This window comes from Kitasatospora purpeofusca (assembly GCF_042691725.1).
Taxonomy (GTDB): domain Bacteria; phylum Actinomycetota; class Actinomycetes; order Streptomycetales; family Streptomycetaceae; genus Kitasatospora; species Kitasatospora purpeofusca_B.
The window spans coordinates 2,639,979-2,657,611 of record NZ_CP170483.1 but is presented as its reverse complement, the minus strand read 5'-3'; the positions used below and the strand labels follow the sequence as shown (position 1 = coordinate 2,657,611).

Genomic DNA, 17,633 nt, shown 5'->3' with positions numbered 1-17,633 from the left:
TCGCCGGGGCTGCCCTATGCTGCGCCTTGTCGGATCGTGTGGGGACTGTTTTCGACCGTGTGATCGGAACGGACCGAAGGGGTGGCAGAGGTGACCGGGTTTCAGGAGATCGGCCGGGAGTGGCTCGTCGGGGGCGAGGAGGACGAGGCGCGGCCGCCCGCCGACCTGCGCCCCGAGATCCCGCACCCCGCCCGGATGTACGACTACTACATCGGCGGCAAGGACAACTTCCCGGCCGACCGCGAGGCCGCGGAGCGGGTGCTCTCCATCAGCCCGATGGTGCGGATCAGCGCGCTGGCCAACCGGGCCTTCCTCGGTCGCGCGGTGCGCCACCTCGCCGGCCAGGGCATCCGGCAGTTCGTCGACATCGGCACCGGCATCCCCAGCGCCGGGAACACCCACGAGGTCGCCCAGCGGGTGCGGCCGGACGCGCGGGTGGTCTACCTCGACAACGACCCGATCGTGCTGGTGCACGGCCGCGCCCTGCTGAGCGGCACCACCCCGGAGAGCACCTCGGTGGTCCAGGCCGACCTGCGCGACCCGGCCGCGATCCTGGCCACCCCCGAGGTCCGGCGGGCACTGGACTCCGGCGAGCCGGTGGCGCTGCTGCTCGTCGCCGTCCTGCACTTCATCGACGAGCAGGACGACCCGTACGGCATCGTGCGCACCCTGGTGGACGCCCTGCCGTCCGGCAGCCGCCTCGTCCTCTCGCACGGCACCCTCGACTTCACCCCGACCACCGAGGCCGGCCGCGGCCCCGCCGTCTACCGCAGCGCCTCCGCCCAGCTGACCATGCGCAGCCGCGAGCAGGTGCTGCGCTTCTTCGACGGCCTCGACCTCGCCGCCCCCGGCCTGGTCACCGCCCCCCTCTGGCGCCCCGACACCCCCGAGCAGCCCACCGACTCCCAGGTCGGCATCTGGGCCGCCGTCGCCGAGAAGGCCTAGGCGGGGTAGCGGAGCAGCTCGGCGGTCGCGAGCTCGAAGGAGAACGGGGCCGGGATCGGCACGCCGTCGCCGAACTTCCCGGTCCACCGCTGGTGGTACGTGGTGCCGCCGGGCTCGGAGTGCAGGGTGAGGGTGCCCTCGCGCGGGTCGATCACCAGGTAGAGCGGGATCGCCATCTGCGGGTAGTCGCGGACCTTGCCGACCAGGTCGTTCTCCGGGTTGGAGGGTGAGACGATCTCGACCGCGATCGCGGCCAGCTCGGCGGGCACCCGGTTGCCGCCGAGCTCGACGGTGTCGAGCGGGATGTAGGTCAGGTCCGGGTTGCGGAGTTTGCCGGTGCGGGGCGAGGCGAGGTCGGTGTTCTCGCTGGGCATCAGCTCGGCCGGGCAGTTGGCGTCGAACCGGCGGCGGACGACCAGCAGGTTGCGCTGGTGGATCACCGATGGGCCGGCGGTCATGATGATCTCGTCGCCGGAGACCTCGACCTTCCAGCCCGACGGCGGGGTGAGGCTCTGTGCGTATGCCAGCAGCTGGGCGTGCCGTTCGGGGATCCGGAACCCGGTCATACGGCCATTTTCTCACCCGGCCCGGTTCACCGTGCAGGTAGTTCGTGGCACGAATTGTGGCTGTTAGGCTGGCTGGGTGGACAAGAGCGAGGATGGCGCGATCGGGGTCGTCGGGGCGCTGGTGCGGGCGGCGTTCCTGGTGGACGCGGTGTATGCCGAGTCGGCGCGTGAGTACGGGCTGACGCCGCAGCAGGGGCAGTTGCTGTGTGTGCTGATGGGGCGGTCGTACGTGATGGGGGAGCTCGGGGGGATGTTGCGGCTGGCCAAGTCGAGCCTGACCGGGCTGGTGGACCGCAGTGAGCGCAACGGGCTGGTGCGGCGGGCGAGTTGCGAGGCGGACGCGCGGGCGGTGCGGGTCGCGCTGACGGCCGAGGGGGCGGTGCTGGCGGAGCGGTTCCATGCGGAGACCTGCCGGCGGATCGACGGACTGCCGGCCGGGCTCTCCGCGCCGGAGCGGGAGGCGCTGGCCGGGCTGCTCGGGCGGGTCGTGCTGGACAACGAGGCGCCGCCGGTCTTCGGCGAGCCGGGCTGATCCTGCGCAAAGGGTTGCAGTTCGCGAAACGAACTAATATGTTCGTAGCGCGAACTTCAACTCTTTTCTGCTTTGGGGGCAAGAGAACATGAGTCGTACCGTTGTCGTGGTCGGCGGGGGTTACGGGGGGTCCGCGGTCGCCAAGGCGCTGGACGCCGAGGCCGACGTCGTCCTCATCGACCCGCGCGACGCCTTCGTCAACTCCGCCGGATCGCTGCGCGCCCTGGCCCGGCCGGACTGGGCGGGCGCCATCTTCTTCGGGTACGAGACCCTGCTCGCGCGCGGCGAGGTGATCCGCGACCGGGTGGTCTCGGCCGACCCGGGCGGCGTCACCCTCGCCTCCGGGCGGCGCGTGGAGGCCGACTACCTGGTGCTCGCCACCGGCTCCAGCTACGCCTACCCCGCCAAGCCGGTCGCCGACTCCCGGGCCGAGGCGCTCGACCAGCTGCGCGCCACCCACAAGGAACTCGCCGGCGCGGACCGGGTGCTGATCACCGGCGGCGGGCCGGTCGGCCTGGAGCTGGCCGGGGAGATCAAGGAGGTCTGGCCGCAGAAGCAGGTGACCGTCGTCGACCCGGCCGACCGGCTGGTGCCCGCCCTGCTGCCCGAGCTGCGCGAGGAACTCCACCGCCAGCTGGACGCGTTGGGCGTCATCGTGCGGCTCGGCACGCGCCTGGCCGCCGACCCCGCCGTCGCGCCGGGCCGGGCGGGAACCTTCACCGTCGCGCTGGAGAGCGGCGAGGAGCTCACCGCCGACCTCTGGTTCCGCGCCCACGGCGTGCGGATCAACAGCGACTACCTCGCCGACGGCCGGCTCGTCGAGCGCACCGCGCAGGGGCAGGTCCGGGTCGGCGCCACGCTCGCCCTGGACGCCCACCCGCACGTCTACGCGGTCGGCGACCTCACCGCCATCGAGGAGCCCAAGATGGCCGGCGTCGCGCTCCAGCACGCCGAGGTGGCCGTCAGGAACATCGCCGCCCAACTGCGCGGCGAGCCCGCCGAGGCGCACTACCGGCCGTCGGCCCACCCGTTCATGCTGGTACCGCTGGGCCCGCGCGGCGGGGTCGGCCAACTGCCCGGCCCCGACGGGCCGGTGATGGCATCGATCGCGACCGTGGTGGAGCACAAGGGGACCGACCTGTTCACCGGCCGGTTCGCCGAGCTCTTCAACGTCGCCTGAGAACCCGGAACGAGCGAAGGGGAACACGATGGCCGTCGGGAACGAGAACGTCGTCTTCGGATTCGGTGCGCCGGGGGACCTGGCCGACACCGGGCAGCTGCTGAGCGTCGTCCAGCAGGCCGACCGGGACGGGCTGGACCACTTCTCCCTGTCCGACCACCCCTACTTCGGCGGGCGGGTCGACGCCTATGCCGCGCTCGGGTTCCTGCTCGGGCGCACCGAGCGGATCAGCGGCTTCGCCAACGTCACCAACCTGCCGAGCCGGCCCGCACCGCTGCTGGCCCGGGCGGTCACCTCGCTCTCCGCGCTGTCCGGCGGGCGGGTGGTGCTGGGCATGGGCGCCGGCGGGCTCTGGGACCGGATCGCCGACCTGGGCGTGCAGCGGCTCGCCCCGGGCGAGGCGGTGGAGGCCTTCGAGGAGGCGATCGTCCTGGTCAAGCGGCTGTCCGGCGGCGGCGAGCCGGTCACCCACGAGGGCAGGCACTACCGGGTCCGGCGGATCGAGCCCGCGCCGGTGGCCGCCCCGCCGGTGTGGACGGGCTCCAACGGCCGCAAGTCGCTGGCCGTCACCGGCCGGGTCGCCGACGGCTGGATCCCCGGCCACGCGGCGGACTGGCTCAGCGAGCGCTACCGCACCTCGCGGCCGGTCGTCGACGAGGCGGCCGCCGCCGTCGGACGCGACCCGCGCGAGATCCGCACCGTCTACAACCTCCCGGGCCGGATCACCGACCGCCCGCTCGCCGACACGCGGGACGGCGAGCGGACCTGGCTCGGCGGCTCGGTGGACCAGTGGGTGGCCGAGCTGACCGGCGCGGTGCTGGAGCACGGCGCCTCCGGCTTCACGCTCTTCGCCGCCGACCAGGGCTCGCCCGATCCGCTCGCCCTCGGCCGCTGGGCGAACGAGATCGCCCCGGCGGTCCGCGAGGCGGTCGCCAAGGGCTGAGGGCGCCTCCCGCGGGGGAGTGGAGTGGGAAGTCGGCCAGGCCGACTTCCCACTCCGGCCGCGGGGTGGCGGGCCGACGGGCGCTCAGGCGGCCCGGGCGTCGCGGCGGTAGCCGCCGGGGGGCAGGCCGAACTCCCGCTTGAACGCCTTCGCGAAGGCGTACTCCGAGCCGTAGCCGGTCTGCGCGGCGACGGTGGTCAGCGGGGCCTCGGACTCGCGCAGCAGCCGGGCCGCGGTGGTCATCCGCCAGCGGGTCAGATAGGCCATCGGCGGCTCGCCGACCAGGGTGGTGAAACGGCGGGCGAACGCCGCCCGGGAGAGCCCGGCCCGGGCGGCGAGCGACTCCACCGTCCACCCCGCCGAGGGCGCCCCGTGGATCGCGGTGAGCGCCGGGGCCACCGCCGAGTCGCCGAGCGCCGCCGCCCAGCCCGCCGCGGTGGCGGGCGGCTGCTCCTCGAACCACGCCCGCAGGATGTACAGCAGCAGCGAGTCGATCAGCGCCGGGACGATGCCGGCCGAACCGATCCGCGGGTTCTCCAGCTCGGCGCCGAGCAGCTGGACGGCCGCGCTCAGCTCCGGGTGCCGGCCGTGCCGGGTCTGCAGGTGGACGATCTCCGGCAGCTGCCGCACCAGCGGGTGCGGGCGGGCCTGGTCGAGGTGGTAGTTGCCGCACAGCAGGCTGGTGCGCGGCCCGTCCCCGCCGATCGAGACGGTGCCGATCGGCAGGGACGGCCGGAAGTGCGAGGGCTGCTCGGGGACGGCCGGGGTGCCCGGCTGGTCGGCGAGGATGTGGCCGCGGCCGTCCCGCAGGAACACCACGTCCCCCGGGCTGAGCGCGATCGGCGCCCCCTCCTCCTCCAGCGGCACCAGCCAGCACGTCCCGTACAGCACCACATGGAACCCGGCGCCGGCGACCGGGGGCAGCCGCAGCCCCCACGGGGCCCGCCCCTCGGTGCGGACGGAGGCGGGCTGCCCCGTGCGCATCGAACTCAGTGCCTCGGTCAGGATGTCCACGGACCCTCCCTGGTCGCCGTTCCCGGGCCACCCTACGGAACTTCAGCCGACGGTCAGGACGATCTTGCCCTGGGTGCGGCCGGTGGCGATCAGCTCGTGCGCCTGGCCGGCCTCCTCCAGCGGGAAGGTCCGGGCGATGTGCGGGCGGATCCGGCCCTCGTCCACCAGCCGGGCGATCGCCTCCAGCGAGGCGTAGTCCGGCTCCACCGAGATGCCCGCGAACCGCCGCCCGGCGGCCTCGACCTCGGCGGCCAGCTCGGTGTTCCAGTGCTCCATGATCGAGACCAGCACGCCGCCCTCGGGCAGCACCGCGAGCGAGGCGGTGCCCTGCGAGGAGGAGTCGAACACCACGTCCACCTGCCCGACCCGCTCCAGGAAGCCCTCCTCGCGGTGGTCGAGCACCTCGTCGGCGCCCAGCGAGCGCAGGAACGCGTGCTTCGGCTCGCTCGCCAGCGCGGTCACGTGCGCGCCGCGCGCCTTGGCGATCTGCACGGCGAGGTGGCCGACGCCGCCCGCCGCCCGGTGGATCAGCACCCGCTGCCCCTCGGCCAGCCGGGCCGCGTCCACCAGGCCCTGCCAGGCGGTCAGCGCGGCCAGCGGCAGGGCGGCGGCCTGCACGTGGTCCAGCGAGGCGGGCTTGCGGGCCACCTGGCGGGAGGGCACCGCGACGTACTCGGCGTAGCCGGTCGCGGCGCGCGGGAAGAACGGCAGCCCGAACACCTCGTCGCCGGCCTTGAACCGGGCGCCCGGACCGGCCTGCTCGACCACGCCGGAGATGTCCCAGCCGATCCCGAACGGGGGCTCGCCGAGCAGCGGGAACGCGCCCGAACGGACCGCCGCGTCCACCGGGTTGACGCCGCTGGCGTGGACGCGGACCAGGACCTCGCCGCCGAGCGGGGTGGGCCGCTCGGTCTCGACGAGCTCCAGGACCTCGGGGCCGCCGAAGGACTTCTGGACGACTGCGCGCATGGGACTGCTCCTTCTCGGAAGGTCGTGCTCGGTGACGTGATCAACGGTAGGCAGGCCGCGCGCGCGGCTGAATATCCTGCTGTCTCGGAAAGATGTCCCAGCGTCTCGCGGGCCGGCAGGGTCGGTCGGCGGTCGGCAGCGGAGGCCGGCGGCGGAGGCCGGCGGCGGCGGCCGACCGCGGACCGCGGACCGCGGTGGACCCTCCCACGGCGGGAGGGTCCACCATGGGCCCGTGCGAGACCAGGACGACTTCCTCACCATCGGGCGCTTCGCCCGCCTCTGCCGACTGAGCGTCAAACAGCTCCGCCACTACGACGACACCGGCCTGCTGCCACCGGCCCGGGTCGACCCCGCCACCGGCTACCGCTACTACGTCCCCGCCCAGGCCCGCGACGCGCTCACCGTCGCCCTGCTGCGCGAACTCGACGTGCCGCTCGCGGTGATCGCCGCGACCCTGGCGGCCGCCGAGCCGGAGCGGGCCCGCCTGCTGCGCGCCGAACGCGACCGGGTCGCCGAGCGGATCACCCGCGACCGGGCCCGCCTGGAGCTGCTGGAACGCCTCGCGGAGGGCGGCGGACTGCCCGGGTACGAGATCACCCTCGGGCGGGAGCCGCAGCGGCGGCTGGCCGTCGTGCGGGCGGTGGCCGGGCCGGGCGAGCTGGCCGAGCGGACCGGCGCGTGCGTCGGCGCGCTGCTGGCGGGCCTGGACGGCACGCCGTGGCGGCCGCCGCTGTGGGGGCTGTTCCCGCTGGACCTCGCCGAGGGGATGCGGATCGCGATCGGCGCCGAGGCGGGCGAGGTGGACGGCCTGGAGCGGGAGGTGCTGTCCGGCGGACCGGTGGTGGAGACGGTGCACCACGGCCCGTACGCCCAACTGCCGCTCGCCTACCACGCCTTGCTGGCCGCCGTGCACGAGCGCGGGCTGCGCCCGCTGGCGCCGGTCCGGGAGGCGTACCTGGTCGGGCCGGGCGAGGCCCCGGCGGAGGAGTGGACGACCCGGCTGGTGGTCCGGGTCGAGGAGCGGACGGAGGAGACGGCATGACGGAGTCGTACGAAGGGAAGCACTGCGAGACGACGGCGCTCGGCGTGCTGCTGCGCCACGAGGGCGTCGAGCTGTCCGAGCCGATGCTGTTCGGGCTGGGCGCCGGGCTGTCGTTCGTCTACTGGGACGGCAAGGGGCTGGACTTCCCCTTCCTCGGCGGCCGGGTCAAGCCCTTCGAGCTGACCCGCACCCTGGCCGCCCGGCTCGGGCTGGAGCTGGACGTCCGGGAGACCGCCTCCGCCCGCCGGGCTTGGCAGAACGTGGCCGTCGAACTGGACGCCGGGCGTCCGGTCGGGCTCCAACTGGACAGCTACCACCTGGAGTACTTCACCTCCAGGGTCCACTTCGGCGGGCACGTGGTCGCGATGCGCGGCTACGACGCGCACCACGCGCACCTGGTGGACACCGCGCAGCAGGGCGGTGCGGTCACCACCGGTCTGGCCTCGCTCGCGGCGGCCCGCGCCGAACGGGGCCCGATGACCGCCCGCAACCGCTCCTTCACGCTCGTCCGGCACGCGGAACTCCCGGACATCCGGCGGCTGCTGGCTCCGGCGCTGGCCGAGTGCGCGGAGGCCTTCCTGCGTCCGCCGATCGCCAACCTCGGCTGCCGCGGCATCGAGAAGGCCGCCGCCCTGGTGCCGGGCTGGCTCACCCGGGCCGAGCAGCCCGAACGCCAACTGCCGCAGGCCGCGCGGATGATGGAGCTGGCCGGCACCGGCGGCGCGCTGTTCCGCAACCTCTACCGGGACTTCCTCGGCGAGTGCGCCGACCTGCTCGACGACGCCCGGGTCCGCACCGCCCGGGAGCTCTACGCCGAGGCCGCGGCGGGCTGGACCGAGGTGGCCGAACTGGTCGCCACGGCAGGGGAGTCCGGGGACCCGGCGCCACTGGAGCGGGCCGGCCGGCTGCTGGGGGAGCTGGCGCGGATCGAGCGGGAGGCGATGGGGGAGCTGGCCGGCCTGCGGTAGCGGGCCTCAGGGCGTCGCGGCCAGGTCGCCGATCCGGGCGAGGGGGCGGCCCGACCGCCGGCAGTGCCACCAGCCGCGCGTCCCGGCCGGGGCCGGCGCCATCGGGTGGGTGTGACCGGGGCAGGCCGGCCACTGGACGAACTCGTAGCCGGTCAGATGGTCCTGCACCTGCTCGGCGATGTACGCGGTGAGCAGGCCGGGCGGGAGGTAGGGGTCCGTCTCGCGGGTGAACAGCGGGCCCCGGGCGGTTCCCAGCCCGAGGAGGAAGCCGCTGTAGCCCTCCTCGGAGAGCTCCCAGCGGACGCCGGCCGGGAGCCGGTCGCCGGCGGGCAGGTGCCGCAGGTCCCGGCCGACCCGGGCGCAGGGGGCGTGGAACTCGGCCGGCACGTTCTCCGGCGGCGGCCCGTCCAGGGGCCAGACGGCGATGGTCCGCATGCCGTCAGGCTAGCCGGAAGGGGACCGGCCCCGGGGCGTGGGCCCCGGGGGCGGTCGGTGGTGGTGCGGTGGGCGGCTCGGTCCGGTCAGAAGACCGGCCGGCCGGCCCGGACCAGGCGCCAGGACTCGGTGTAGAAGTCCGCCGGGTCGATGATGCCCTTCTCCTTCACCCAGGTGATCATCGCGTTGCGGATCTCGTCCGAGTTGGCCCACAGCTTCTGGGCGGCCGCGACGTGCGGGAAGTTGCCGCCGCCGTTGGCGCGGTAGTTGTTGACCGCGAGGACGAACTGGGCGCTCGGGTCGATCGGCTTGCCCTCGAAGGAGAGGTTGACGATCCGCGAGCCCACCGGCTGGGCGATGTCGATGTCGTACGAGACGCCGTACACCGCGTCGTAGTTGTAGTCCGGGGTGTTCTGCGCGTTGGTCAGCGTGGCCCTGTCGACCGGCGCGCCCGGGGCCAGCTGGGCGTAGTACTTCGCCGAGAACTCCAGGTAGTCCTTGATCTGGGCACCCGTCAGGATGCGGGCCTCCAGGGTGTTCTCGTAGATGTACAGGCCGGCCGCGTCACGCAGCTTGACCTGGCCGGACGGGATCACCGCGGTGCGGTTGAACGGCGCGGCCTGGGCGAGCACCGGCAGCTTGGCGTACTGGCCGCCGGCCAGCGCGGCGCGGACCACGTCGGCCTGGACCCTGCCGATCAGGTCGATGATCGGGGTGTCCTTGAACGGCGCGTCGGCGATGGACAGTTCGATCTTGGCGGTGCCGATGACCTGGTTGACGTAGGCGACGACCTTCTTGTGCTGGTCGGTCATCAGGTCGACGATCTCCGGGTCCTCCGGGACGGTGTTGGAGTTCAGCACCCGGGAGGAGAGCGAGACGACCTTCCAGGCGCCCTTGTCGAACTCGACCTCGAAGTCGAAGCAGGTCAGGCGCTGTCCCCAGCACAGCGGCTCGGAGAGCACGACGGTCCTGCCGGTCTGCTTGTTGACGACCAGGCGCTGCGCGATCTCCTTGTGCGCGTGGCCCACCAGGACGGCGTCGATGCCCGGCACCTGCTCGGCCAGCGCCACCGAGACGTTCTCCGGCCAGGGCAGCTGGTCGCCGTAGGAGGTGGCCTCGTCCATGCCGGAGTGGCAGGCGACCACGACGACGTCCGCGCCGGCGGCCTTGACCTTCGGCACCCAGGTCCTCGCGGTCTCGACGATGCCCGGGAAGGTCATCTTGCCGGCGACGTTGGCCTTGTCCCAGATCGCGATGCCCGGGTTGGTCAGGCCGACGATGCCGACCTTGAGGGCCGGGCCGTTGTCCAGCTTCAGCTTGCGGATCACGTACGGCGGGAAGGCCGGCTTGTCGTTGCGGGCGTTCAGCGCGTTGGCGCCCAGCAGCGGGAAGTCCAGCTGCTCCTCGTAGGCGCGCAGGGTGTCGATACCGTAGTTGAACTCGTGGTTGCCGAGCGCGGCGGCGGTGTACTCCATGGTGTTCATGGCGAGCGCCATCGGGTGCTCGGGCGCGGTGTCGGCCTCGGTGGCGATCGGCTCGATCCGGGCGTAGTAGTACGTCAGCTGGGTGCCCTGGATGGTGTCACCGGCGTCGATGAGCAGGCAGCGGTCCCAGCCCTTCTCCTCGCGCACCTGCTTGGCGAGCGTGGAGATCTTGGCCAGGCCGACCTCGTTGTGCGCCTTGTCGGCGTAGACCGCGTCGGTGAAGTAGTCCCAGTTGAGCACCCGGCCGTGCAGGTCGGTGGTGCCCATCACGGTGAAGGCCTGGCGCTTGGTCCGGCCCTTGGCGCGGGCCTCGTCCGGTCCGGCCGCCGCGGCGGGGGTGGCGGCGGCGAGGGCGGTGCCGCTCGCGAGGGCGGCGCCGGCGGCGGTGGCGGCGGACCGGGTGACGAAGTCACGGCGGTTCAGGGGCATTGGAAGCTCTCCCGGGTGGGGACTGCGAACGGACCGTCAAGGGTGACGCGCGTAGAGGAACGCGCGTAGAAGTCTGCCGTGCGGTCACCCCGATGGATAGCCCCCGGACCTTTCCAGCAGGTGAGATCTTGGCGACTCGTTCATGACGCGGGCGGGCAGGTGCCGTACGCTCACCTGCCCGCCCGCCGCGCCGCTCCTAGATGTACCCCTCGCGGACCGCGTGGGCCACCGCGTGCGCCCGGTTGCGCAGCTGCAGACGGGTGGTCAGACCGTGCAGCACGTTCTTGACCGTCCGCTCCGAGTACGACAGCCGGGCCGCGATCTCCCCGGTGTCCCACCCCTCCGCGACCAGCCGCAGCACATCCGACTCCCGCTCCGACAGGCCCGTCGGGGCCTGCCCCGGCATGCCCTGCACGGACCGCTGCAACCGGCCCACCTGGGCGATCAGCCGCCCCTGAAGATCCGCCGGCAGGTCACCGTCGCCCCGGGCCGCAGCCAGCACCGCCCGGCCCAGCCGCTCCGGCGTCGCCTCCCGGCGCCACAGGATCGCCGCCACCCCGCACTCGACGGCCTCCATCAACTCGGTCTCGCGCAGCCGCTCGACCACCAGCACCACCCGCTGCCCGGCGCCGCGCACCAGTCGGCGCAGCGCCGCCGTCGCGGCCGCGTCGGCCGACTCGGCGACCAGCACGGTGACCGTGCCCGGGGTGGCCGCACCCGTCGGGTCCACCACCGCGACCCCCGGGAAGCGGCGCAACTGCGCCTCCGCACCCGCCCGGGAGAGCGGATCGGCGGCCTGGACGGCGACCGGCACCGTCGAGGTGCGGGCCGGTGCGGCGGCGATCGGCCGGGCCGCCCCCGCCGTACCGCGGACGGCACCGGCGGCGGACGCCTGAGGATGGGCGGCCGCCGTCGCGGCCGCACCCGACACCTGCCCGGCCACGGCGACCGCGCGGGACGTCACCGGTCGCTGTGGCGGCACCGTACGCGTGGCGGACGCCGAAGCCCGCACCGCCGTACCACGGCGGTCGTACTCGGTGTGCAGAACAGTCAAATCTGGCCCCCTCCTGGAGAAGCCGGCCCGGCCACCCGGCGGACCCCGGACCTCGGGGCGTTGCGCCCCACCCGGGACGGCCGGCCGTTTCGACGGCGATCCGGGAGCGCTGCCCGTGCCCCGGAAACTCCCACCATGCTTCCCGCCGGGGCAGGCTCCCGGCCATCGTGGTCCACCACGAGATCGGACCCGCCGGGCAGTCCCCGCCGAAAGGCGGGGGCAACCCATCGGGCTCCGCAGGCGGTCAACAGGGCGGCGGGCCTGCCCGCGCCGCCGCCGGAAAGCGCCCCACCGGGCCCTTCCACCGCGACACGCGTGTTCACACGGGCCCCTCACATCACGGCGAGAACCGGACTCACCAGTAACGCGTGGTTAGCACGTCAAGCCGATTTCCCGGTACAACGGCGGATACTGCCCGATCGGACACCGACAGGCGGCCGGGAAGGGCAGAAGGGGAGAGAGGGGAAACCGGGGATGAGCACCACCACGTCCACCCACCTCGCGGAACGCGAACCACAGCTGCGGCAGATCGCCGGCCGGGCCGCCGCCGCCCGCCGCGGCACCGGGCACGTCCTGCTGATCACCGGCGCCACCGGCACCGGCCGCACCGCGCTGCTCGCCGAGGCCGCCCGCCGCGCGGCCGCCGAGGGCACCATCGTGCTGCGCGCCCGCTGTTCCACCGAGGAGACCGCCACCCCCTACGCGGCAGCCCGCCAGCTCTTCGACACCGGCCCGACCCCCGCCGGCCCCTACGGCCGGTCCACGTGGGGCGCCCCGTCGCCGGCCGCGCATCCCGCCGGTGCCGGCTCCGACTCCGGTCCAGGGGGCGCCGACGCCGACACCGCCGAGAGCACCCTCTGGTCCCTGCTCCGCCTCCACGGCACCCACCACCCGCTGCTCCTCGCCGTCGACGACATCCACCTCGCCGACGAGCCCTCCCGCCGCTGGCTGCGCCAGGTCGCCCGCCGCATCGACCGGCTGCCCGCCCTGCTGATCGCCACCGAACACCGGCAGGCCACCCTCGACACCCCGCCCGGCCGCTTCGCCCGCGACCTGACCCCCGACCTCTCCACCACCCTGCGGCTCGCCCCGCTCGGCACCCCCGCCGCCGTCCGGATCGCCCGGCAGCAGCTCGGGCCCGGCACGCCCGCCGGGCTCGCCGCCGACTGCGCCCGCGCCAGCGGCGGCAACCCGCTGCTGCTCACCGCGCTGCTCGCCGACCTCGCGGCGGACCCGGCGGACCCGGCGGACCCGGCGGACCCGGTGGACCCGGCGGACGGGGACGGCGGCGCCGGTGTGCCCGCCGCGCTGCCCGCCGCCCTGCCCGCCGCCCTGCCCGCCGCCCTGCCCGAGCGCTGCGGAGCCCTGCCCGGCGGCGCCTTCGCCGATGCCGTCGACGCCTGGCTGCACGGCGCCGGCCACCAGGCCGTCACCGTCGCCCGCGTCCTCGCCCGGATGAGCGAACACCCCGCCGCCGACACCGCCCCCGCCCCCGGCACCCCGCCCCTCGACCCCGTCCCCCTGCTCGCCGAACTCACCGCCGCCGACCCCGGCCGGCTCGCCGGCTGGCTCGCCCACCTCACCCTCCACCAGCACCTCGACACCCCCGGACCCGGCCGCTGGCCCCGCTTCGCCCACCCCCTGCTCGCCGACGCCGTCCTCACCGGCCACGCCCCCAACCACCGCGCCGAGGTCCACCTCGCCGCCGCCGAACACCTCCACCGCACCGGCGCCCCCGACGAAACCGTCGCCGGCCACCTCCTGCTCACCCCCGCCCCCACCCCCCGCTGGGCCGCCGACACCCTGCGCCGCGCCGCCCGCCAGGCCGCCGAGGCCGACCACCCCGCCGACGCCGCCGCCCTGCTGCGGCGCGTCCTCGCCGAACCCCTCAGCGACCGCCAACGCGGCCTGCTGCTCACCGAACTCGGCAGCCTCGAAGTCACCCTCGGCCCCGCCGAACGCACCGTCGGCCTGCGCCACCTCGCCGAGGCCGTCCACCTCCAGCAGACCGACGAAGGCGTCTTCCGCGCCGCCAACACCCTCGGCGCCGTCCTCGCCACCCGCGGCGACACCGCCGCCGCCATCGAACTCATGGACGAACTCGCCCACCGCTTCCTCGACCAGGAGGACGTCCTCCACGCCGTCCAGGCCGCCACCGCCCAGATCGCCGCCCACGACGGCCGCAGCTGGCTCCAGGTCGTCGAAGGCGTCCAACGCCTCGCCACCCGCACCCCCCAGCGCCTCGCCCCGCCCGCCTTCTCCCTGCTCACCGAGTTCGACGCCACCAGCGGCCTGCTCTCCGCCACCGAGGTCGCCGAACGCATCCGCGACCTCGCCGACGCACCCGTCGACCCGCTCTGCCGCTCCTACCTGCTGGTCTCCCTCGCCACCCTCTCCCAATGGGCCGACCTCCTCGACCAGGCCGACGAGATCGTCGCCCGCGGCTTCGCCGGCTACCGCGGCGGCCCCCTCGACCCCGGCTACCAATGCCTGCTCAGCGTCCGCGCCGAGACCAGGATCATGCGCGGCGAGTACCAGGCCCTGCTCGACGACTACGCCCTCACCGCCCCCGCACCCTCCGCCGCACCACCCGCCCCCGCACTCCTCCAGCCCACCCCCTGGGGACCACCCGGACTGCCCCGGCTGCGCCCCTGGGGCGCCGGCCTCCCCGACACCACCCCCGGACAGTCCTGGTGGACCGGCACCACCTCCGCCCCCGGCCCCACCACCGACGACACCGCGCCCGGCCGCTACGCCGAACTCCTCGGCCAGCAGAACGCCCACCTGGTCGCCCAGAGCGTCATCGCCCTCGTCGAGACCGGCCGGCTCTGGCAGGCCCACGGCCTCGCCCGCGCCGTCGCCGCCGACCGCGCCCAGGACTCCTGGGAGTGGAACGAGTACCTCTACGCCCGCGGCCTGCTCCGGCTCGCCTCCGGCGAACCCGCCGAAGCCCTCGCCGACCTCCTCGAATGCGGCCGCCGCCAGGGCGAACGCCAGGTCCACAGCCCCATCGTCACCCCCTGGCGCTCCGCCGCCGCCGAATGCCACCTCCTGCTCGGCGAACCCGGCCCCGCCGTCGCCCTCGCCGAGGAGGAACTACGACTCGCCCGCGTCTGGGGCACCCCCCGCACCGTCGGCCGCGCCCTGCGCGCCCTCGCCGCCGCCACCGGCGGACGCCACGGCCTCGACCTCGCCACCGAAGCCGTCCACCTGCTGCGCACCGCCGAGATCGACACCGAACTCATCCCCGCCCTCATCACCTACGGCCGCCTGCTCGGCGACGGCGGCCGCCGCGGCGCCGCCCGCCGCGCCCTGCGCGAGGCCGCCGGGCGCGCCGAACGCCTCGGCGCCGTCCGCCACCGCTCCGCCGCCCTGGAAGCGCTGCGCGCCTCCGGCGCCCGCATCGGCCGCGCCGACCACGCCGGCGCGGAGGCGCTCACCGACAGCGAACTGCGCATCTGCCGCCTCGCCGCGGCCGGGCACTCCAACGCCGAGATCGCCGCCATGCTCCACCTGGCGGTCCGCACGGTCGAGACCCACCTCACCAACAGCTTCCGCAAACTGGGCGTGCGCCGCCGCCTCGAACTGCCCGGCGTACTGGACGCCTGACCGGCGGCACGACGAAGCGGCCGGTCCCCGGTGACCCCGGACCGGCCGCCTGGCCGCACCTGCCGCTCCGTGCCGCTCCCTGTTGCTCGGTGCTGCTCCGTGTTGCTCCGTGCCGCTCCGGCGGTCAGGACGACGGGACCAGAGCGGCCATCTCGTCCACCGCCCGGGCCAGTTCGGCCGCCGGATCCGCCCCGTCCGGCACCCACGGCTGCCAGGTCAGCGCCCGCAGATAGCCGTCCACCGCGAGGGGCAGCCGGCGGCGGACGATCGGCTCCGTGGTCGGCCCCGGCCCGGCCGTGCGCAGCCGCACCAGCAGACCCGGCACATTCGCCGACGGCGGCAGCGGCGCCGAACCGACGAACGCCGCCAACTCCTCCAGCTGCGGCCAGATCCGCGCCGCCGACGGGGCGGCCGGGGGCTTCGCCTCCTCCGCCTCCTCCGGCGCGGGCGCGGGCGCGGGGCCCAGGCCCCGCCGGGTGCGCCCGGCCGGGCGCACCGGCGGATCGCCCGGACCGGACCGGGGGGTCTCCTGGTCCGGCCCGAGCCCCGGAGCCGGCCTCGGCTGCGGCCCCGGCGGGCCCCCCTCCCCGCCGGGCGGCGGCCACAGCGTCACCGTCGCGATGTACGCCCCCACCGCGAGCAGCGGCGGCAGGGCCGTCGGCGCCCGGAGCAGGAAGGTGGTCGCCCCGACGGCCACACTCGACCCGCCCGCCACGAGGTGACGGGTGGACATCAGATAGGCCCAGGCCCGGCTCCACCCGTCACTCCCGCCGCCACCGTCACTGGTAGCCACGGATCTCCTCGAACGCCCCGTCCAGCGAGCCCGTCCCGTCGAACAGCTTGCCGCCGGTCAGGTCCGCGATGCCCTGCAACTGCCCCTTCGCCGCGTCGCCGAACAGGATCGGGAACACCGGCACCGACTTCTGCGCCGGCGAGAGCCCGCCGTGGAACGTCCGGAAGTCCTGGTCCGACGCGCCCTCGTTGCTCTCCCCGTCCGTCATCAGCACGATCGAGGTGAAACGGTCGTCCTTGGCCGTCGCCTGCTGCCGCTCGATCACCCGGTACGCCTCCTCCAGCGACGAGTACACCGCCGTCCCGCCGTCCGGCGAAAGCCCCTGGACGTCCCCGTTGATCGCCGCCAGCTCCTGCTGGGCCGCGCCGCCGGGCGGCACCGAATGGGTCTTCGTCGACTTCACCTTGGAGGCGAAGGAGATCAGCGTGACCTCCTCGCGGTCCCGGAACCGTCGCGTCCCCCGGGCATCGTCCGAGCCGGTCAGCCGACCCATCGCCGACTTCAGCGACGCCAGCCGCGCTCCGGCCATCGACCCCGAGGTGTCCAGCACGTACACCGTCCGCGACGGCCGGCGCAGCTCGTTCTGGTACGCGGACAGCAGACCGTCCGCCACCGCCTTGGTGCCCGGGAACGGCAGCTCGTGCACCCGCTCCGTCGGCAGCCCGGCCGCCGGAGTCACCCCCGGCGCGATCGGACGGCGCAGCGTCAGCTCCGAGATCCGCTTCTGCACCTCCGGCTGCAGCAGGTAGGCGGTCAGCCGCTGGAACGACTCCCGCTCCCGCTGCTGGCTCGAACCCAGCAGGGTCAGCGGGTAGTTCGCGGAGATCACGCCGTCGGTCGGGCGGACCACGGTCAGCTTCTGGTCGGCGGGCAGCGTCTTGTCGAGCGACAGCAGCACCGACTCGTAGTTCACCAGCGCCCCGATCGAGCCCTGCTCGGCCCGGGCGTACGCCTGCGCCAGCCAGCCGGAGGAACCCGAGGTCAGCTTCTGCCCGGCGAAGAACTGCTTGAGCTGCGGCGCCGCCTTCTGCACGTCCGCGTCGGTCAGCGCCGACCCCGCTCCCGAGAACGCCGAGGCGACCGCGACCAGCGCCGAGAAGCCCGAGTTGGAACGCGACGGGTCCGCCATGCCGTACGACAGCTTGCCGCCGGACGCCGCCTCCGCCAGATTGCCCCAGGTCACCTTCGAACCGTCGCCCCACGACAGGTCGTTGAGCACCGAAGAGCGGATCCCGAAGGCGACCGGAGAAGCCATGATCGGCGTCTCCGAGAGCAGCTTCTCCTTGCTCTTGTCGTACAGGTGCAGGTACTGGTTCGACGGGAACCAGATGGCGTCGTACTTGCCGTCGGTGTTGCCCGCGGCGACGGCGTCCGCGCCGTCCAGCGAACCCGTCCAGGAGAACTGCACGCTCACCCCGGTGGCCTTCTGCGCCTCCTCCAACACGGGCGCCATGTCCTGGAGTTCACTGCCGGCGAGGATCCGCAGCACCCCCGGCTGCGCGGTCGGCGCGGGCTGGGCGCTCGCCGCGGTCGTCGGATCGCTCGGCGTGGGCTTCGGGTCGGCCGAGGACGTGCACGCCGTCGCCGTCACCGCCAGCAGCGCCAGCCCGACGGCCAGCTGCCGGGCACCGCTCTTCCTCATCCTCACCCTTCCGGTGACTGTGCTTGCC

15 protein-coding genes are annotated in these 17,633 nt (G+C 74.5%); 7 read left to right on the top strand and 8 right to left on the bottom strand.

What is annotated here, in order from left to right:
* Positions 1–90: 90 nt before the first annotated feature.
* On the top strand, positions 91–945 hold the full coding sequence (locus tag ACFCLZ_RS10955; protein ID WP_380284684.1) for an SAM-dependent methyltransferase: 855 nt from the start codon (positions 91–93) through the stop codon (positions 943–945).
* Here ACFCLZ_RS10955 and ACFCLZ_RS10950 read toward each other — a convergent pair.
* Positions 942–1,511: a Uma2 family endonuclease gene (locus tag ACFCLZ_RS10950; protein WP_380284683.1), complete on the bottom strand. Its 570-nt coding sequence runs from the start codon at positions 1,509–1,511 to the stop codon at positions 942–944. The two genes, ACFCLZ_RS10955 and ACFCLZ_RS10950, sit on opposite strands and share 4 nt — an antisense overlap.
* 76 nt (positions 1,512–1,587) lie before the next feature.
* Here ACFCLZ_RS10950 and ACFCLZ_RS10945 point away from each other — a divergent pair, with 76 nt between their 5' ends.
* The 3 genes from ACFCLZ_RS10945 (at position 1,588) to ACFCLZ_RS10935 (ending at position 4,166) form a co-directional block, all read left to right on the top strand.
* Positions 1,588–2,043 (top strand): MarR family winged helix-turn-helix transcriptional regulator, encoded by a 456-nt coding sequence (locus ACFCLZ_RS10945; RefSeq protein ID WP_380284682.1) that lies wholly within the window; start codon positions 1,588–1,590, stop codon positions 2,041–2,043.
* Between the two features lie 88 nt (positions 2,044–2,131).
* Positions 2,132–3,223: an NAD(P)/FAD-dependent oxidoreductase gene (locus tag ACFCLZ_RS10940; protein ID WP_380284681.1), complete on the top strand. Its 1,092-nt coding sequence runs from the start codon at positions 2,132–2,134 to the stop codon at positions 3,221–3,223.
* Between the two features lie 28 nt (positions 3,224–3,251).
* Positions 3,252–4,166, top strand: coding sequence for an LLM class flavin-dependent oxidoreductase (locus ACFCLZ_RS10935; RefSeq protein WP_380284680.1), 915 nt, complete (start codon positions 3,252–3,254; stop codon positions 4,164–4,166).
* Positions 4,167–4,250: 84 nt separating this feature from the next.
* Here the strand turns inward: ACFCLZ_RS10935 and ACFCLZ_RS10930 are convergent, their stop codons facing one another.
* Together ACFCLZ_RS10930 and ACFCLZ_RS10925 are read right to left on the bottom strand one after the other, a co-directional pair.
* Positions 4,251–5,180 carry an AraC family transcriptional regulator gene (locus tag ACFCLZ_RS10930; protein ID WP_380284679.1) on the bottom strand — a complete coding sequence of 310 codons (930 nt, stop codon included), beginning with the start codon at positions 5,178–5,180 and terminating at the stop codon, positions 4,251–4,253.
* A 42-nt stretch (positions 5,181–5,222) separates the two neighbouring features.
* Positions 5,223–6,149 (bottom strand): NADP-dependent oxidoreductase, encoded by a 927-nt coding sequence (locus tag ACFCLZ_RS10925; protein ID WP_380284678.1) that lies wholly within the window; start codon positions 6,147–6,149, stop codon positions 5,223–5,225.
* A gap of 232 nt (positions 6,150–6,381) precedes the next feature.
* On the opposite strand from ACFCLZ_RS10925, the gene ACFCLZ_RS10920 reads away from it, so the two are divergent.
* Together ACFCLZ_RS10920 and ACFCLZ_RS10915 are read left to right on the top strand one after the other, a co-directional pair.
* On the top strand, positions 6,382–7,191 hold the full coding sequence (locus ACFCLZ_RS10920) for a MerR family transcriptional regulator (protein WP_380284677.1): 810 nt from the start codon (positions 6,382–6,384) through the stop codon (positions 7,189–7,191).
* On the top strand, positions 7,188–8,159 hold the full coding sequence (locus ACFCLZ_RS10915) for a BtrH N-terminal domain-containing protein (RefSeq protein WP_380284676.1): 972 nt from the start codon (positions 7,188–7,190) through the stop codon (positions 8,157–8,159). Before ACFCLZ_RS10920 ends, ACFCLZ_RS10915 begins: the two co-directional genes overlap by 4 nt.
* 6 nt (positions 8,160–8,165) lie before the next feature.
* Here the strand turns inward: ACFCLZ_RS10915 and ACFCLZ_RS10910 are convergent, their stop codons facing one another.
* The 3 genes from ACFCLZ_RS10910 to ACFCLZ_RS10900 all read right to left on the bottom strand — a co-directional run bounded on the left by ACFCLZ_RS10910 (position 8,166) and on the right by ACFCLZ_RS10900 (position 11,351).
* A complete protein-coding gene (locus tag ACFCLZ_RS10910) occupies positions 8,166–8,594 on the bottom strand; it encodes a hypothetical protein (RefSeq protein ID WP_380284675.1) in 429 nt (142 codons plus the stop codon).
* Positions 8,595–8,680: 86 nt separating this feature from the next.
* On the bottom strand, positions 8,681–10,507 hold the full coding sequence (locus ACFCLZ_RS10905) for a bifunctional metallophosphatase/5'-nucleotidase (RefSeq protein ID WP_380284674.1): 1,827 nt from the start codon (positions 10,505–10,507) through the stop codon (positions 8,681–8,683).
* 196 nt (positions 10,508–10,703) lie between these two features.
* On the bottom strand, positions 10,704–11,351 hold the full coding sequence (locus ACFCLZ_RS10900; RefSeq protein ID WP_380286137.1) for a LuxR C-terminal-related transcriptional regulator: 648 nt from the start codon (positions 11,349–11,351) through the stop codon (positions 10,704–10,706).
* Positions 11,352–12,035: 684 nt separating this feature from the next.
* Between ACFCLZ_RS10900 and ACFCLZ_RS10895 the strand changes: the two genes are divergently transcribed.
* Positions 12,036–15,170, top strand: a complete 3,135-nt coding sequence (locus ACFCLZ_RS10895) for an AAA family ATPase (protein ID WP_380284673.1) — start codon at positions 12,036–12,038, stop codon at positions 15,168–15,170.
* 124 nt (positions 15,171–15,294) lie between these two features.
* Here the strand turns inward: ACFCLZ_RS10895 and ACFCLZ_RS10890 are convergent, their stop codons facing one another.
* Positions 15,295–15,963, bottom strand: coding sequence for a hypothetical protein (locus tag ACFCLZ_RS10890; protein ID WP_380284672.1), 669 nt, complete (start codon positions 15,961–15,963; stop codon positions 15,295–15,297).
* Positions 15,950–17,605, bottom strand: a complete 1,656-nt coding sequence (locus ACFCLZ_RS10885; protein ID WP_380284671.1) for an extracellular solute-binding protein — start codon at positions 17,603–17,605, stop codon at positions 15,950–15,952. The genes ACFCLZ_RS10890 and ACFCLZ_RS10885 overlap by 14 nt, the downstream gene beginning before the upstream one ends.
* Between the last annotated feature and the right edge of the window lie 28 nt (positions 17,606–17,633).

What these genes read in the sequence shown, in the direction of transcription:
- ACFCLZ_RS10950 (WP_380284683.1), bottom strand. Translation starts at nt 1,511, where the DNA reads ATGACCGGGTTCCGGATCCCCGAACGGCACGCCCAGCTGCTGGCATAC.
- ACFCLZ_RS10940 (WP_380284681.1), top strand. Translation starts at nt 2,132, where the DNA reads ATGAGTCGTACCGTTGTCGTGGTCGGCGGGGGTTACGGGGGGTCCGCG.
- ACFCLZ_RS10935 (WP_380284680.1), top strand. Translation starts at nt 3,252, where the DNA reads ATGGCCGTCGGGAACGAGAACGTCGTCTTCGGATTCGGTGCGCCGGGG.
- ACFCLZ_RS10925 (WP_380284678.1), bottom strand. Translation starts at nt 6,149, where the DNA reads ATGCGCGCAGTCGTCCAGAAGTCCTTCGGCGGCCCCGAGGTCCTGGAG.
- ACFCLZ_RS10915 (WP_380284676.1), top strand. Translation starts at nt 7,188, where the DNA reads ATGACGGAGTCGTACGAAGGGAAGCACTGCGAGACGACGGCGCTCGGC.
- ACFCLZ_RS10910 (WP_380284675.1), bottom strand. Translation starts at nt 8,594, where the DNA reads ATGCGGACCATCGCCGTCTGGCCCCTGGACGGGCCGCCGCCGGAGAAC.
- ACFCLZ_RS10905 (WP_380284674.1), bottom strand. Translation starts at nt 10,507, where the DNA reads ATGCCCCTGAACCGCCGTGACTTCGTCACCCGGTCCGCCGCCACCGCC.
- ACFCLZ_RS10895 (WP_380284673.1), top strand. Translation starts at nt 12,036, where the DNA reads ATGAGCACCACCACGTCCACCCACCTCGCGGAACGCGAACCACAGCTG.
- ACFCLZ_RS10885 (WP_380284671.1), bottom strand. Translation starts at nt 17,605, where the DNA reads ATGAGGAAGAGCGGTGCCCGGCAGCTGGCCGTCGGGCTGGCGCTGCTG.